This is a genomic window from Streptomyces sp. NPDC046831 (assembly GCF_040645305.1).
In the GTDB taxonomy this organism is placed as follows: Bacteria; Actinomycetota; Actinomycetes; order Streptomycetales; family Streptomycetaceae; genus Streptomyces.
The window spans coordinates 53,611-69,007 of sequence record NZ_JBEYXZ010000027.1 but is presented as its reverse complement, the minus strand read 5'-3'; the positions used below and the strand labels follow the sequence as shown (position 1 = coordinate 69,007).

General features: G+C 73.8%; 15 protein-coding genes. 12 read left to right on the top strand and 3 right to left on the bottom strand.

The features are described 5' to 3' along the window. The first annotated feature begins 147 nt into the window (after positions 1 to 147). The 6 genes from ABZ920_RS22165 to ABZ920_RS22140 all read left to right on the top strand — a co-directional run bounded on the left by ABZ920_RS22165 (position 148) and on the right by ABZ920_RS22140 (position 5,735). A complete protein-coding gene (locus tag ABZ920_RS22165; protein ID WP_361507581.1) occupies positions 148 to 645 on the top strand; it encodes an SRPBCC domain-containing protein in 498 nt (165 codons plus the stop codon). Between the two features lie 103 nt (positions 646 to 748). Then, positions 749 to 1,153: an FAD-dependent monooxygenase gene (locus ABZ920_RS22160; protein WP_361507578.1), complete on the top strand. Its 405-nt coding sequence runs from the start codon at positions 749 to 751 to the stop codon at positions 1,151 to 1,153. A gap of 240 nt (positions 1,154 to 1,393) precedes the next feature. Beyond that, entirely contained in the window at positions 1,394 to 1,717 is a 324-nt protein-coding gene (locus ABZ920_RS22155) for a carboxymuconolactone decarboxylase family protein (RefSeq protein WP_361507575.1), read from the top strand. 484 nt (positions 1,718 to 2,201) lie between these two features. Then, positions 2,202 to 3,224, top strand: coding sequence for a zinc-dependent alcohol dehydrogenase family protein (locus tag ABZ920_RS22150; RefSeq protein WP_361507572.1), 1,023 nt, complete (start codon positions 2,202 to 2,204; stop codon positions 3,222 to 3,224). A gap of 685 nt (positions 3,225 to 3,909) precedes the next feature. Next, entirely contained in the window at positions 3,910 to 4,452 is a 543-nt protein-coding gene (locus ABZ920_RS22145) for a DUF1360 domain-containing protein (protein WP_361507570.1), read from the top strand. A 947-nt stretch (positions 4,453 to 5,399) separates the two neighbouring features. Continuing rightward, on the top strand, positions 5,400 to 5,735 hold the full coding sequence (locus tag ABZ920_RS22140; RefSeq protein ID WP_361507568.1) for a hypothetical protein: 336 nt from the start codon (positions 5,400 to 5,402) through the stop codon (positions 5,733 to 5,735). A gap of 173 nt (positions 5,736 to 5,908) precedes the next feature. On the opposite strand, the gene ABZ920_RS22135 is transcribed toward ABZ920_RS22140, so the two are convergent. After that, positions 5,909 to 6,985, bottom strand: coding sequence for a LysR family transcriptional regulator (locus tag ABZ920_RS22135; protein ID WP_361507566.1), 1,077 nt, complete (start codon positions 6,983 to 6,985; stop codon positions 5,909 to 5,911). 179 nt (positions 6,986 to 7,164) lie between these two features. Between ABZ920_RS22135 and snpA the strand changes: the two genes are divergently transcribed. The 3 genes from snpA (at position 7,165) to katG (ending at position 10,995) form a co-directional block, all read left to right on the top strand. After that, on the top strand, positions 7,165 to 7,857 hold the full coding sequence (gene snpA / locus ABZ920_RS22130; RefSeq protein ID WP_361507563.1) for a snapalysin: 693 nt from the start codon (positions 7,165 to 7,167) through the stop codon (positions 7,855 to 7,857). Positions 7,858 to 8,293: 436 nt separating this feature from the next. Next, complete coding sequence (locus tag ABZ920_RS22125; RefSeq protein ID WP_361507560.1) at positions 8,294 to 8,728, top strand: Fur family transcriptional regulator; 435 nt, start codon at positions 8,294 to 8,296, stop codon at positions 8,726 to 8,728. A gap of 32 nt (positions 8,729 to 8,760) precedes the next feature. Beyond that, positions 8,761 to 10,995: a catalase/peroxidase HPI gene (gene katG / locus ABZ920_RS22120; RefSeq protein WP_361507557.1), complete on the top strand. Its 2,235-nt coding sequence runs from the start codon at positions 8,761 to 8,763 to the stop codon at positions 10,993 to 10,995. Between the two features lie 425 nt (positions 10,996 to 11,420). On the opposite strand, the gene ABZ920_RS22115 is transcribed toward katG, so the two are convergent. Beyond that, on the bottom strand, positions 11,421 to 11,699 hold the full coding sequence (locus ABZ920_RS22115) for a metal-sensitive transcriptional regulator (RefSeq protein WP_361507554.1): 279 nt from the start codon (positions 11,697 to 11,699) through the stop codon (positions 11,421 to 11,423). Positions 11,700 to 11,798: 99 nt separating this feature from the next. Here ABZ920_RS22115 and ABZ920_RS22110 point away from each other — a divergent pair, with 99 nt between their 5' ends. Then, the gene (locus ABZ920_RS22110; RefSeq protein ID WP_361507551.1) at positions 11,799 to 12,362 is read left to right on the top strand and encodes a rhodanese-like domain-containing protein; all 564 of its coding nucleotides are present in this window, start codon (positions 11,799 to 11,801) and stop codon (positions 12,360 to 12,362) included. A gap of 124 nt (positions 12,363 to 12,486) precedes the next feature. Here the strand turns inward: ABZ920_RS22110 and ABZ920_RS22105 are convergent, their stop codons facing one another. Further along, the gene (locus ABZ920_RS22105) at positions 12,487 to 12,927 is read right to left on the bottom strand and encodes an ATP-binding protein (protein ID WP_361507548.1); all 441 of its coding nucleotides are present in this window, start codon (positions 12,925 to 12,927) and stop codon (positions 12,487 to 12,489) included. A 144-nt stretch (positions 12,928 to 13,071) separates the two neighbouring features. Between ABZ920_RS22105 and ABZ920_RS22100 the strand changes: the two genes are divergently transcribed. Both ABZ920_RS22100 and glpK read left to right on the top strand, forming a co-directional pair. After that, positions 13,072 to 13,839 carry an IclR family transcriptional regulator gene (locus tag ABZ920_RS22100; protein WP_361507545.1) on the top strand — a complete coding sequence of 256 codons (768 nt, stop codon included), beginning with the start codon at positions 13,072 to 13,074 and terminating at the stop codon, positions 13,837 to 13,839. Between the two features lie 33 nt (positions 13,840 to 13,872). Continuing rightward, a complete protein-coding gene (gene glpK / locus ABZ920_RS22095; RefSeq protein WP_361507542.1) occupies positions 13,873 to 15,387 on the top strand; it encodes a glycerol kinase GlpK in 1,515 nt (504 codons plus the stop codon). Positions 15,388 to 15,397: the final 10 nt, after the last annotated feature.

Below are 15,397 nucleotides of genomic sequence, written 5' to 3'. Positions count from 1 at the left end.
GCGGAGGGGCAGAGCTGCCCGACGGGCGGATCCCGCCCGCCACGACCGATGAGTTCCGCCTCGCCGTGCCGTCTCCATGGTGGGAACGACATCCCCCCTCCGCCCCCGCGGAGGCGCCGGCACGAGATGACGAGGAGCGTGCACACCATGGCCGACGAGAACGTGGGCGCGGCCCTGACGGTCGCCGCGCCCGCCGCGAGGGTGTTCGAGGTGCTGGCGGACCCGGCGACCCATCCCAGGATCGACGGCACCGGCTGGGTGCGGGCGCCGGTCGACCGCGCACCGCTGACCGAGGTGGGCCAGGTCTTCCGGATGGACATGCATCACGCCAACCATCCGGACGGTGACTACCGGGTGGCCAACAAGGTGCAGGTGCTCGACCCGCCGCGCGCCATCGGCTGGCTGACCGGGCAGGAGAAGGACGACGGCCGGCTGGAGTTCGGCGGGTGGGCCTGGCGTTACGACCTGACGCCGCTCGGTCCGTCCGCGACGGAGGTCACGCTCACCTACGACTGGTCGGCGGTGCCGCCGTTCATCCGGGAGTACATCCGGTTCCCGCCGTTCGGCCCCGAGCACCTCACCAACTCGCTGCACCACCTGGCCGGGCTGGCCGCACCGCCGGTCGGGGCGTGGCCCGCACCGTGAACGACTCCGCGACCGAGGCGGTCTGAGACAAGGCAGGACCACCGGCGCCGGCGTCCGCCTCGCCGACACCGTCCGCGTCGAGTCGGACGACGGCGGTGTCGTCGTGACGACGGACGGTGTGCGGGTGCGGGCGCGCTACCTGGTGGCGTGCGACGGCGGGCAGAGCACGGTACGGAAGCTGCTCGGCCTGCCGTTCCCCGGGCGGCCCGGGACCCACCAGGCGGTGCTGGCCGACCTCCGGCGGTCCGCTGCCTCGTCGCTGGTGCCGCGGCAGGCGGGGCACATGAGCACCCCGACCCGTCATGCCGGCGGCTACTGGTCCATGCTGGTCCCGTTCGGCGGCGACCGGTACCGGATCACCTTCGGGCGCGCTGAGGAGACGGACACCCACCAGCCGGGCAGCCCCCGTCACCCACGACGAGATCGCCGCCGCGCCTCCGCCGTCCGCGGCGACACCGTGCTCGACGCGATCGCCGGCCACCTCGCGAAGGTGCGCCGAACCGTGTGACGCGTACGGCGTGCGGCCGCGCCCGCCTCGCTCAGGACGGAAGGGCGGCAGGTCGTGGGCGGGGTGGTCGGCTGCCTCGGTCCACCGGGCGGCGCGACGGCGATCCCGACGGCTCGACACGGAACCGGCCGACGCCCACGGGACCGGGCGGGACGCGGACGGGCGGCGGCTGCCCCGAGGCCGCCCCCGCCGGACGGTGGTCCCGGCCGGTCCTCCCGCTCCGATCAAGGAGTTGCCCCTGTGCCGCAGCAGTCCGCGCCCCAGGAGCCGGCCGCAATCGCACCCGGACTCGTGGAGGTCACCGACGACGTCCTCTCCGGTGACGTCTGGGAGCGGCCCGGACTGTCCCCGCGTGACCGTAGCCTGGTGACCGTGACCGCTCTCACCGTGCTCTACCGCGGGGAGCAGCTCGGCCACCACCTCCGCGTGGCCCTGGACGACGGGCTGAGCGTGGAAGAACTCTCCGAGGCGATCACGCACCTGGCCTTCTACGCCGGCTGGCCGAACGCCATGACCGCGATCACTCAGCTCAAGAAGATCACCGACGAGCGGGACGCCGCCTGACCCGCGGCTCGTCGAAAGGGAGATGCGCTGATCATGGAACTTTGACCAAGCAGCCGACGATGGAGCTGCCCGCCGAGTGGTTCACCGGCGACGCCCGGGCCGATGTCGTCCACCGCGGCGAGGAGCCCTCCCGGGCCGCGGCGAACGCGGTGCGCTTCGCTCCCGGCGCCCGCACCGCCTGGCACAGCCACGGGCTGGGGGCAGACCCTCTGCATCGTCGAGGGCATCGCCCGATCGCCCTGATCCAGTCCCGCGGCGGTGAGATGCTCGAAGCCCGTCCGGGCGATGTGATCTGGACACCGCCGCACGAGGAGCACTGGCACGGCGCCGCCCCGGACCACCTCATGACGCACATCGCGCTGTGGGAGGGACGGACGAGGTCGACTGGCTCGAACACGTCAGCGACGCCACGTACGGCGGCCCGCGCACCAGCACCCGCCGCTGACTCACGTACACCACCGATTCACCCGTAAGGAACGTCATCATGCGCGGAGCTGTTCTCTACGCTCCCCGGGACGTGCGCTTCGAGGAGCGCGACGACCCGGAGATCATCAACCCGACCGACGCGGTCATCCGCACCGCCGCCACCTGTGTGTGCGGCTCCGACCTGTGGGACTACCGCGGCATCAACCCGGTCGACGGGCCCACCCCGTTCGGCCACGAGTACGTCGGCGTCGTCGAGGAAGTCGGCAGCGACGTGCGCACCGTCAAGCCGGGCCAGTTCGTCATCGGCTCGTTCTTCGCCTCCGACAACACCTGCGCGAACTGCCGGAACGGCTACCAGAGCAGCTGCCTGCACCGCGAGCTCGTCGGCGCCGAGGGCTGCCAGTCCGAACGCATCAGGATCCCGCTGGCCGACGGCACCCTGGTCGCCACCCCCGACCAGCCCGCCGAGGAGCACGTCGCCGGGCTGCTGGCCTGCTCCGACGTGATGGGCACCGGCTGGTACGCGGCGGTCGCCGCCGAGGTCCGGCCCGGTGACACGGTCGTCGTGGTCGGCGACGGCGCGGTCGGCCTGTGCGCGGTCATTGCCGCCAGGGAACTGGGCGCCGAGCGGATCATCGCCATGTCCCGGCACGAGCCCCGTCAGCGCCTGGCCCGCGAGTTCGGCGCGACCGACATCGTCGCCGAGCGCGGCGAGGAGGGTGTCGCCCGTATCAAGGAGCTCACCGGCGGCATCGGCGCGGACCGCGTCCTGGAGTGCGTGGGCACCCAGGAGTCCATGCGGCAGGCGCTGCACTCGACGCGGCCCGGCGGCAACGTCGGCTTCGTCGGCGTCCCCCACGGCGTGGCGGTGGACGGCGAGGAACTGTTCTCCTCCCACGTCGGCCTGCGCGGCGGCCCGGCCCCCGTGCGCGCGTACCTGCCGGACCTGATCGATCGGGTGCTCTCCGGCCGGATCAACCCGGGGAAGGTCTTCGACCTCACCCTGCCGCTGGAGCAGGTCGCCGAGGCCTACAAGGCCATGGACGAGCGGCGTGCGATCAAGGCGCTGCTCCAGCCCTGACGCCGCCCAGGTCACGCTGTCCGCCGGAGCCCGCTCCAGGACCGCCCGGCGTCGGCCGGCGCCGAGGACGTGTGCCCCCGCCGCGGCGCCCCCGCCGCGGCGCCGCCGAGGCCGCGCGGCCTGCCGGGATCCCGGCAGGCGGGCGGGAGACATCCGCGGGCCGTGCCCCGTGGAGACGGGGACGACCAGGGCTTCTGTACCCGGACACGCCGCCGGGGGAGCGGGGGTGGCAGCGGTTCAGGCACACGGCGGAACACACGGCTGCTCCGACCGGCCGCGGACGGCGCACCGGCCGAAGGCCCGCCCGAAGGCCACCGCGTCACGGACCCGCAGGGCGGGCCGCCGCCACGAGTGGCCGGCGGCCGGCGCGGGCGCGCCCCGTGTCCGTCGAGGCGACGGACCGCCGCGGCTGCCGGGCCGTCCGGCAGGGGAGGGGCCGCCGCGTGCCCGTGTGCCCCTCCGTTTGGCGTCCCGGCAGGCGGGGACCCGCCCGACCATGAGCACCACGCCAGGCAGCCACTTCCTGGGGGGACGGCGGCCGGCCACCCCGGGCCTCCGGCGCCGGCCACGTCGACGAGGTGCTCCCGACAGCGGTGCGGCCACTCCCACCGCACGGGGGAAGAGCAAGCGGACAGCGGCCGGAGACGGGCCGCGCGCCGGCCGGGACAGGGACGGGTACGGTTCAATGAGCACAGCCACTGACAACCGCCTCGCACAGCGTCTGCAGAAGGTTCTGCGGCGCACGCAGCGGGGCTACTCCGCCGGGCACGAACGGCCACTCGGCGGCTACCTCGCCGCGCTGGCCGGATTCACGGCGTACACCACGGCCTGGGCCACGGCGGTACGGCTCCGCGGGCGCCCACTGCCCGAGCGGCCCGAGCCGTGGGACGTGGTCCTGATGTCGGTGGCCACGTTCCGGCTCAGTCGGCTGCTGACCAAGGCGTCGGTGACCAGCCCGCTGCGAGCCCCCTTCACGCGGTACGTCGGTCCGCAGGGCCCGGCGGAACTGCACGAGGAGGGGAAGTCCGAGGACGGCCGGGAAACCGTCGGCGAGCTGATCACCTGCCCGTTCTGCATGAGTGTCTGGGTGGCCTCCACCCTGACCGCCGGCCAGCTGCTCTGGCCGCGGGCGACGCGCACCGCCATGGGCGCCCTCGCCGCCCTGGCCGTGGCGGACACGCTGCAACTGGCGTACAGCGCGCTGGTGGACAAGACGACCGGAGACTGACCCCGCCGCCGCGGGCGAAGGGGCCCGGCGTGCCGGCATGGAACACGGTCAGCCGCCCGCGCGGCTCGGCAGGCGCGGGCGGCTCGGCGTGTGCGGGCGGCTCGGCGTCTGCGCGGGGGCGGCCGCCCGGCGGGGCCGGTGGCGTGGGAACGCGGCAGCGGCACCAGCGCTCCGACGGACGCGGACGGCAGCAGCGGGGGAGCGGTGATGGCTCGGTCGACCCGCCCGCCCCCGTGGGACGATGCCCGGCCCGGCCACCGGACCGTTCCTTCCGTACGGCGAGGACACCGCCGCGTGCCGCCTGCCGCCTGCCGCCTGCCGCCTGCCGCCCGCCGACTGTCGCCCGTCGCGCGCGGCCGGGTACCCCGGCGACTCCCTGCCCCGTGGACCGGAGTGGTCCGGTGGTCCGGTGGATCGGTGGACCAGAGGAGCGGCCCAGGGGGGCGTCTACGCGCCTCGTGCGTAGCGATCTTGCCGAGTTGCGCGATGCGCCGCTTACGAACTGGCGTACGGAGCGAAGGTGCGGACGAGCCGTCCGCGGTACGGCCGCCCGCGGCAGGTGGGCGGTGGTGTGTCCCGCGCACCGTACGCCGGGCGCCGAGAGGCCCCTCGAACACCGTCCTGCCAGCGCGTTCTCCTCCCACGGCCCTGGCCGAAATCATGCTGTGGCGTCGCGCGCCGCAGGAAAGCGACTCCTCATTGTCAGTGGTGTGGTGAACAATACCGAGCAGAGAGATCAACACCGGCCCCGAACGGGGTAGGCGGTCTCGAGTCCTCGCCCCGGAAGGCCACCGCTCATGCCGCCCACGCCCGACGAGCAGCAGCTCCTCGACGTCCTTCTGCCCGCGCCCCGCCGGAAGAACGAGGGGCCCCGAACGGCCGCTGCCCCGGCACGCACCAGCCACCGGTACCGCGGTTCCCAGGGTCCCGGTCGCACCGTGCCGACCATGCTGCTGTCCCCTCCCCGCACCCGCCCCGAGCTCAGCCCGGCCGGCGCCGACCTGCTGCGCATCATCTCCGACCCCCGCACCCCCGTCTTCGTCACCGTGCATGCGAACGGACGCCGCCGGTACGGCTACTGGCAGCCGTTCGACTCCGCGACGGGCAGGGGCGGTTGCTACGTCGCCCTCCCGACCGACGAGTGCGACACGCTGCAGACGAGCGGCCGGATCACGTTCGGTGAGCCCATCGTCGACCCGACGAAGACCACCTACCGGGTACTGCCCGCACGCACTCCGGCCGCGCCCGAACGCGCGGCGCGGGAATGGGCGCGCGCGGCATAGCCGGTCCCGCCCAGCCGTGCCGGGCCTGAACCGACCGTCCTGCGGGACCGGTTCCGCCGTGCCGCGCTGAGGCGTCGCGGCCCCGAGACCGCGGACGCGGCACCGGGTGTCCCCCGGCGACGGGCGACGGCCGGAAGCCGGTGGGCCGACGCCGGCCGCCGACGGGGCGGCCGTCAGGCCCGCGCCATGCGGTGCGTCTGCGCCGGTGCGCCCGCACGCGGCTCCACCCGGACCGGTACGCGCCCGCCGTACACCGCCGCCCGGGCGCTCTCGTCCGCCACCGGTGTCCCGTGGGCGCCCGGCACCCGGAAGGCCTCCGGCGCACCGGCCCGCTCCAGCCACTCCTGGTAGGCGGGCGCCTGGCGGGCCGCCTCCCAGTAGGCGTCCTCCAACTCGGCGTAGCCGTTGTCGAGATCGGTCTCGGTGCGGGCCGCGAGCAGCAGCCGCACGCCTATGGGGTCGCCCTGCAGGGGCCGGATGGCGAGGTCGGAGCGCGGCCGTGCGGTCGGCTGACTGACGGTCACCACCTCCCCGATGGCGGCCAGGGAGTACGCGGTGAGGTAGTCGCCGTGGAGCATGTCGGGCTCGAGCCCCGCCTCGCGCAGGACGCGGCAGAGGACGTCCCATTCGCCGTCCACCGTGGAGTCGACCATCCAGCGGTCGTCGGCGAGGTCGGCGAGCCGCACCTCTCGCCGCGCGGCCGCCGGATGGTCGGCGGCGAGGGAGACGAACTGCGGCTCGCGCTCCACCAGGACGCGCAGGCAGAGCCCGGGCGGGATCCGCAGCGGGCAGCCCTCGACCTCGTGCACGAAGGCCAGGTCGAGCCGGCCCGCGGCGACCATGCGCAGCAGGGCGTTCGCGGACACGTCCATCTGGAGTGTGGGCTCGGTCGGGGGCACCCGGCTCCGCAGCCGGCGCAGCCAGCCCGGGATGGCCCGGCTCGCGGTGGCGCCGATGCGCAGCCGGGGGCCGCCGGCTGCGCGCGCCGCCGCCGTCCTCGTCGCGGTGACCAGGGCGGCGAGCTCGGCGACCAGCGGTCTGGCGCGGCTCAGCACCGCGTGTCCCAGTGGCGTGGGACGGCAGCCCGTGCGCGCACGGGTGAAGAGCTGGCCGCCCAGGGCGTGCTCGATACGGCGCAGCTGGGTGCTCAACGAGGGCTGCGCCAGGCCCAGTTCCCGCGCCGCCCTGTGCAGGCTGCCGGTGTCCGCGATCACGCAGAGAACGCGCAGGTGCCTCACCTCGAGCTCCATGGGGGGAGCGTAGGTGCGGCATGTGATGCCGCGCCAGATGTTCAAATCCCAACGGAACCGGGCGAGTCGGCTGCTGATAGCTCCGCGCTATCCCCAGTTGCCATCATCCGCGGGCTGTTTCCGTGCCCGAGACTCCTGAGCAATCAATCGTTCACCACCCCACAGGAACGAGCCCCCACATGAAGTCGTCCCACACGACCTCCGGCTCCGCGAAGACCTCCAGGAGACTCCTGGCGCTCGCGCTCGGCCTCGGTCTGGCCTCCGCCGCGCTGGGCACCGCGGTCCCGGCGAGCGCCCAGCCCAGCGGCTCCGCCCCGACGGCGGCCGCACGGTACGCCGGCTCCGCCGAGGAGGCCGCCGACAACAAGGCGTTCTTCGACGCCGTGCTCGCCTCGGTCGCCAGGAAGCGGGCGGCCAACCCGAGCCTGACCGCGGCGGTCACCGTCTACTACAACGCCTCCCAGGCGCCGAGCTTCCGCTCCCAGATATCGAGCGCCGCCTCGATCTGGAACAGCTCCGTGTCGAACGTCAAGCTCGCGGCGACCTCCGGCGGCGCCGACTTCAGCTACTACGAGGGCAACGACTCGCGCGGCTCCTACGCCTCCACCGACGGCCACGGCAGCGGCTACATCTTCCTCGACTACGCACAGAACCGTCAGTACGACTCGATCCGCGTCACCGCCCACGAGACCGGGCACGTGCTGGGCCTGCCCGACCACTACACCGGCCCGTGCAGCGAGCTGATGTCGGGCGGCGGCCCCGGCCCGTCCTGCACCAACCGCTACCCGAACTCCACCGAGCGGGCCCGCGTCAACCAGCTGTGGGTCAACGGCCTCGCCAAGGCCCTGCAGAAGGTGAACGCGGTGCGCTGACCTCCTGGGCGGCACGCCGTCCGGAAGCCGGTGCGGACCGCGGGCGCCGACCCGCGGTCCGCACCGGTGCGCGCCGGCCCTTTCCCTCCGCCCCCACCGTCATGGGCCGCCCCCTCCCCCGGGGCGGCCTGTGGCGTTCCCGGGGTGCGGCGACGGGCCGCCGCATCAAGTCGGGCGAACGGTGAGACGGTGACGCCTCGTCACCGCACGCGTCCGCCGCACCGTCCCCGAACCTTCCTCGTCACGCCGGTGCAGAAGGCTGACCGCCATCCCGACGCCGCCGCCGGTGCCCGCGCCGCCGGGGGCACCCGCGCCCCCGCCGACCCCGGCACGCCCCGGACGTGCGGGCCGCCCCCGCCAACTGGCCGAGCAATCAGCCGAATTGGATTCGTTCAATTCCTTGAACGGCTCGTGTTTGTGCCGCTACGTTGGCGCGGTGACCGGATCCGGGACTCCGACCACCGCCGACGAGCTGCGTGGTGTCGGCCTGCGCGTGACGGCCGCCCGCGTCGCTCTCCTGGAGACCGTGCGGGCCGGCGGCCACCTCGGTGTGGAGGCGATCGCCTCGGGGGTGCGCGATCGCGTGGGCCACATCTCCCTGCAGGCCGTCTACGAGGCCCTCCACGCGCTCACCGCGGCGGGACTCGTGCGGCGGGTCGAACCCCCCGGCAGTCCGGCCCTGTACGAGGGCCGCGTCGGGGACAACCACCACCACCTCGTGTGCCGGTCGTGCGGTGTCGTCGCCGACGTCGACTGCGCGGTGGGCCACGCCCCCTGCCTGACCGCGTCCGACGACCGCGGCTTCTCGATCGACGAGGCCGAGGTCGTCTACTGGGGCCTGTGCCCCGCCTGCTCCACCCGCAGTTCCTGAGCGTTGTGATCCAGCAGTCCGGAAGGATTCCCATGTCCGAGAACCACGAGGCCATCGTCACCGACCCGAAGACGGAGGGGGAGGGCGGTGGCTGCCCGGTCGCGCACGGGCGCGCCCTGCATCCGACGCAGGGCGGCGGTAACCGCCAGTGGTGGCCGGAGCGGCTCAACCTGAAGATCCTCGCCAAGAACCCCGCCGTGGCCAACCCCCTCGGCGAGGAGTTCGACTACGCGGCGGCGTTCACCTCCCTCGACCTTCCCGCGGTGAAGCGCGACATCGCCGAGGTCCTGAGGACCTCCCAGGACTGGTGGCCCGCCGACTTCGGCCACTACGGCCCCCTCATCGTCCGCATGGCCTGGCACAGCGCCGGCACCTACCGCATCAGCGACGGCCGCGGTGGCGCCGGCGCCGGCCAGCAGCGCTTCGCCCCCCTCAACAGCTGGCCGGACAACGCGAACCTCGACAAGGCGCGGCGGCTGCTGTGGCCGGTCAAGAAGAAGTACGGCCAGAACATCTCCTGGGCCGACCTCATGATCCTGGCCGGCAACGTCGCACTGGAGACGATGGGCTTCAAGACCTTCGGCTACGCCGGTGGCCGCGAGGACGTGTGGGAGCCCGAGGAGGACGTGTACTGGGGCCCGGAGACCACCTGGCTGGGCGACGCGCGCTACTCCGGCGACCGCGAGCTGGAGAACCCCCTGGGCGCCGTCCAGATGGGCCTGATCTACGTCAACCCCGAGGGCCCGAACGGCAACCCCGACCCGATCGCCGCGGCCCGCGACATCCGTGAGACGTTCCGCCGGATGGCGATGAACGACGAGGAGACGGTCGCCCTGATCGCGGGCGGCCACACCTTCGGCAAGACCCACGGCGCCGGCCCGGCGGACCACGTGGGCCCCGACCCCGAGGCCGCCCCGCTGGAGGAACAGGGCCTGGGCTGGAGGAACTCCTACGGCACCGGCAAGGGCGGCGACACGATCACCAGCGGACTCGAGGTGACGTGGACCAACACCCCGACCACGTGGGACAACAGCTTCTTCGAGATCCTGTTCGGCTACGAGTGGGAGCTCTTCGAGAGCCCCGCCGGCGCGCACCAGTGGCGGCCCAAGGACGGCGCCGGCGCGGGCACCGTGCCCGACGCCCACGACCCGTCGAAGACCCACGCCCCGGCGATGCTGACGACGGACCTCGCGCTCCGGTTCGACCCGGTCTACGAGCAGATCTCGCGGCGGTTCCTGGAGGACCCCGACGCGTTCGCGGACGCCTTCGCACGCGCCTGGTTCAAGCTGACCCACCGCGACATGGGCCCCATCGTGCGCTACCTCGGTCCGGAGGTCCCGGCCGAGACGCTGCTGTGGCAGGACCCGCTGCCCGAGGTGACGCACGAGCTCGTCGACGACCAGGACGTCGCCGCCCTGAAGGCCCAGGTGCTGGCCTCGGGCCTCACGGTGCCGCAGCTCGTCTCCACCGCGTGGGCCTCGGCCTCCTCCTTCCGCGGCAGCGACAAGCGCGGCGGTGCCAACGGCGCCCGCATCCGTCTCGAGCCGCAGCGCGGCTGGGAGGTCAACGACCCCGACCAGCTGGCGACCGTGCTGCGCACCCTGGAGGGCATCCAGGAGTCCTTCAACGCGGCCCGGACGGGCGGCAAGCGCGTCTCCCTCGCCGACCTGATCGTGCTCGCCGGCTGCGCGGCCGTCGAGCAGGCCGCGCAGGACGCCGGCCACGACGTCCGGGTCCCGTTCACGCCCGGGCGCGTGGACGCGTCGCAGGAGCAGACCGACGTGGAGTCGTTCGCCGCGCTGGAGCCGGCCGCGGACGGCTTCCGCAACCACCTCGGCAAGGACAACCGGCTGCCGGCCGAGTACCTGCTGGTCGACCGGGCGAACCTGCTCACCCTGAGCGCCCCCGAGATGACGGTCCTCGTCGGCGGCCTCCGCGTCCTCGGCGCGAACCACCGGCAGTCGCCGCTGGGCGTCCTCACCGCGACCCCCGGGGTGCTGACCAACGACTTCTTCGTCAACCTGCTCGACCTGGGCACGACGTGGCGGGCGACGTCCGAGGACGCGAGCACCTTCGAGGGCCGCGACGCCGTCACCGGCGAGGTCAAGTGGACCGGCACCCGTGCCGACCTCGTCTTCGGCTCGAACTCCGAGCTGCGGGCGCTCGCGGAGGTCTACGCGAGCGACGACGCCGGGGAGAAGTTCGTCACGGACTTCGTCGCGGCCTGGGACAAGGTCATGAACCTCGACCGGTTCGACCTCGTCTGATCACGTGACACGCCGTCCGGGCCGGTCCCCGCGGGCCGGCCGGCCGGACGGCACCGTCGCCACGCCGCGAGGCGACCCGCGGCGGTCACCGGCGGCACCGCCGTGGTTTCGCGCCCTCCGCCCGCGGGCGGAGGGCGCGATGCGCATACGAGGGGCTGTCGCGATCCACGCGAGGCGGCGCGGGTCAGCCCCGGCCCACCGTCCCGGACGTGCCCTCCGCGACGCGGTCCGCTGCCGTCGTATGCGGGCACCGCCGGGTGCCGGAGCCGCCGGCGTCCGCCGTGTCCGGTCACGGGCCCACGTGGTGCGGGACCGGCGGCAGCGCTCGCTCGGCAGGTCACCGCCTGGCCTCGACGCGTGGCGGCCCCGGGCGAGGATCCCGCTCCGGGGTGCGAGGCGGCGGGAGGCGGCAGGGCGGCCGTGCCTCACGCCAGCGACAGGAAGAGCTTCTCCAGGCGGGCGCGCATCCGCTCCCGGTCCCCGGCTCCCTGCCCGCCCTCGGCCACGCAGTGCTGGAGCCCCGTCGCGATGATCGCGAAACCGGCCCGGTCCAGCGCCCGGGAGACCGCCGCGAGCTGCGTGATCACGTCCTCGCAGTCCCGGCCGTCCTCGATCATCCGGATGATCCCGGCGATCTGGCCCTGCGCCCGCCGCAGCCGGTTGAGCACGCCCTTCAGCTCGTCGGCCGCCATCTCGAGTTCCACCGGCCACCTCCCGCAGACTCTCCGGATACCCCGGGGGGTATGATAACCAGCCGTTCAGGTCGACGCCTGGAAAGGGAGCAGGAAGGGAACCCGCCGCTCATGACCACCGACACCGCCGTCCATCCCGACCAGGCCGCCGAGCGCCTGCCGGAGTACACCGTCATCGACGTGCGCACCCCCGGCGAGTACGCCGCGGGTCGCATACCCGGTGCCCACAACATCCCGCTCGACCACCTGCACACCGCCCTGCCCGCCCTCAAGGCCGCGGCCGCCCGCGGTGAGCTGCTCGTCGTCTGCGCCTCCGGGCAGCGCTCCGCCGCGGCCTGCCGGCAGCTCGCCGCCGCCGACATCCCCGCCACCACCCTCACCGGCGGCACCACCGCCTGGGCCGAGCGGGGCCACCCCGTCCACCGCGACGGCGGCCGCGCCGCATGGCCCATGGAACGCCAGGTCCGGCTCGTCGCGGGTTCCCTCGTGGCGGCCGGACTCGCCCTGGGGACCCGCTACCGGCACGCCCGCTGGCTGTCCGCCGCCGTCGGCGGCGGTCTGGTCTTCTCCGCCGTCACCGACACCTGCGGCATGGCGGCCGTCCTGTCGAGGCTGCCCCACAACCGTCCCCGCACGGCGGACCTCGACGCCACCCTCGAGGCCCTGGCCCGCTGACGTCCTGGCGCGTACGCGACCGTCCCCCGGCACGTCCGGCCGGGGGACGGTCCCCGATCCGCCGCGGGACGCGTCCGGTGGGCAGGGCCCGAAGGACCCGCCCGCCGCCGGGCGCCGCAGGCGCTCAGCCGGCGAGCACCTCGGCCCACCGGCAGGTCCCGCCGGGGAGCACCCGCACACCGCACCGCGCCGACAGCGCGTTGACGATGCCCAGACCGCGCCCGTGCTCGTCCGGGTCGATCGCGTCCCCGGTGCCGGGTGCGGGGATCCGCCCGCCGGCCGCGGGACCGCGGTCGGTCACTTCGACGTGCACCGCGCCGATGCCGTCCACCAGGACCCGCCACAACCCGAGCGTGGCCGGGGGCAGGGCGTGCACGAGCGCGTTGGTGAGCAGTTCGGAGACCACCAGCAGGACGTCGTCGGCGACGTCCGCGGGCAGGTTCCAGCCGCCGAGGACCCGGCGCACGCGACGGCGTACGGTGGGTATGGCCTCGGGGGCTGGGGGCAGCGGGAAGACCTGTTCGGCCTCTCCGAGGGGCGCGGCGGCGAGCTGCGCTACGGACATGGGCCCTCCTCGTCGGCGGTGCGTTCCGGGCGGGAGACCGGTCGCGACAATGCACGCTAGGGAGACAAACCCGGCGGGTCAATGAACGGCGGTCGGCATTACCGAACGGCGGCTGATCCAGACAAACCGGGCTACGATCGCCTCATGGCCGGACCGGTCCAGTCCATCGAACGGGCGGCGGCGATCCTGCGTCTGCTCGCCCGGGGTCCCCGCCGCCTCGGACTGGGTGAGGTGGCGTCCTCGCTCGGCCTGGCCAAGGGCACCGCGCACGGCATTCTGCGCACCCTGCAGCACGTGGACTTCGTGGAGCAGGACGAGGCGACCGGCAAGTACCAGCTCGGCGCGGCGCTGCTGCACCTCGGCACCAGCTACCTCGACGTGAACGAACTCCGGTCGCGCTCCATCAACTGGGCCGACGCCCTGGCCGCCCGCAGCGGTGAGGCGGTGCGGCTCGGCACGCCCCTGGAGGGCCGGGTCCTCGTCGTCCACCACGTCTTCCGGCCGGACGACACCCTGCAGACCCTCGACGTCGGCGCGCTGCTGCCGCTGCACGCGTCCTCGCTCGGCAAGGTGCTCCTGGCCTTCGGCTCCGCTCCTGTGGAACCCGTGCTGGAATCCGGTCCCGAGGCGTACACCAGGCACACCCTGGTCATGCCGGAGGATCTGGCCCGGGCGCTCGCGGAGATCCGGGAACTCGGCTGGGGCGCCGAGGTGCAGGAGATGAGCATGGGCGAGGCGGGCGTCGCCGCGCCGATCCGGGGACAGGGAGGTCTCGTGGTGGGCGCCATCGGCCTCTCCGGCCCCGTCGAGAGGATCTGCGACACCAAGGGCCGGCCGCTGCCGCCCCTGATCACCCTGCTCCGGGAGGCCGCACGGGCGATCTCCAGAGACCTGGGCGCGGTCCGCTGGTAGCCCCGCACGACGCATCGGAAGGCAGGCCCGAGAATGGTTGACCGGTATGTGATGTCCATCGACCAGGGCACCACCTCCACTCGATGCATCCTGTTCGACCACAGCGGGCGGCTGGTGTCGGTCGCCCAGCGGGAGCACCAGCAGTGCTTCCCCCGGCCCGGCTGGGTCGAGCACGACGCCGTCGAGATCTGGCGCAACCTGCGGCGCATCGTCCCCGAGGCCCTCGCCGACGCCGGCGTGGACGCCGAGCAGGTGACCGCGATCGGCATCGCCAACCAGCGGGAGACGACGGTGCTCTGGGAGCGGAGCACCGGCACCCCGCTGGGCAGGGCGATCGTCTGGCAGGACACCCGCACCGGGCCGCTCGTCGACGACCTGGGCGAACGGCCCGGGAACGACTTCTTCCTCGACCGCTGCTGCCTGCCCCCGTCGACCTACTTCTCCGCCCCGCGCATCCGCTGGCTGTTCGACCACGTCGACGGGCTGGAGCAGCGTGCCCGCGACGGCGACGTGCTGTTCGGCACCATGGAGACCTGGCTCATCTGGAACCTCACCGGCGGACCGGACGGCGGCCTGCACGTCACCGACGCCACGAACGCCAGCCGCACCATGCTCGCCAACATCCGCACGCTCACCTGGGACCCGGAGCTGATGGAGTTCTTCGGGGTGCCGCGCGCCATGCTGCCGGAGATCCGGTCCTCGGCCGAGATCTACGGGGAGGCCCGCGCGCTGCTTCCCGGCGTGCGCATCGGCGCCGCCCTCGGTGACCAGCAGGCGGCGCTGTTCGGGCAGACCTGCTTCTCGCCCGGCGAGGCGAAGTGCACCTACGGGACCGGCAGCTTCCTGGTGATGAACACCGGCACCGAGCTCGTCCGGTCCCGGCACGGACTCCTCACCACCGTGGCGTACAAGATCGGCGACCGGCCCACGGTCTACGGCCTGGAGGGGCCCATCGCCGTCACCGGCTCGCTCGTGCAGTGGTTCCGCGACCGGCTCGGGCTCATCAACAGCGCCCCGGAGATCGAGACGCTGGCCCGCACCGTCGAGGACAACGGCGGCTGCTACATCGTCCCCGCGTTCTCCGGGCTGTTCGCCCCGCACTGGCGCAGCGACGCGCGCGGGGTGATCGTCGGCCTCACCTCGTACATCACCAAGGGCCATCTGGCCCGGGCCGTGCTGGAGGCCAGCGGGTGGCAGACCCGGGAAGTCGTCGACGCCATGAACGCGGACTCCGGCCTCGCGCTGAAGGAGCTCAAGGTCGACGGCGGCATGACCTCCGACAACCTGCTCATGCAGTTCCTGGCCGACGTCCTCGACGTGCCCGTGGTACGGCCCCTGGTCGCCGAGACGGTCTCGCTCGGCGCCGCCTACGCCGCCGGGCTGGCGGTCGGTTACTGGCCGGATCTGGAGGTCCTGCGCCGCAACTGGCACCGAGCCGCCCAGTGGATGCCGGACATGGACCCCGAACGGCGTGCGGGGGAGTACACGTGCTGGAAGCGGGCGGTGGAGCGGTCCATGGGGTGGATCCAGCCGCACCATCGGGCCTGACGCGGTCCGG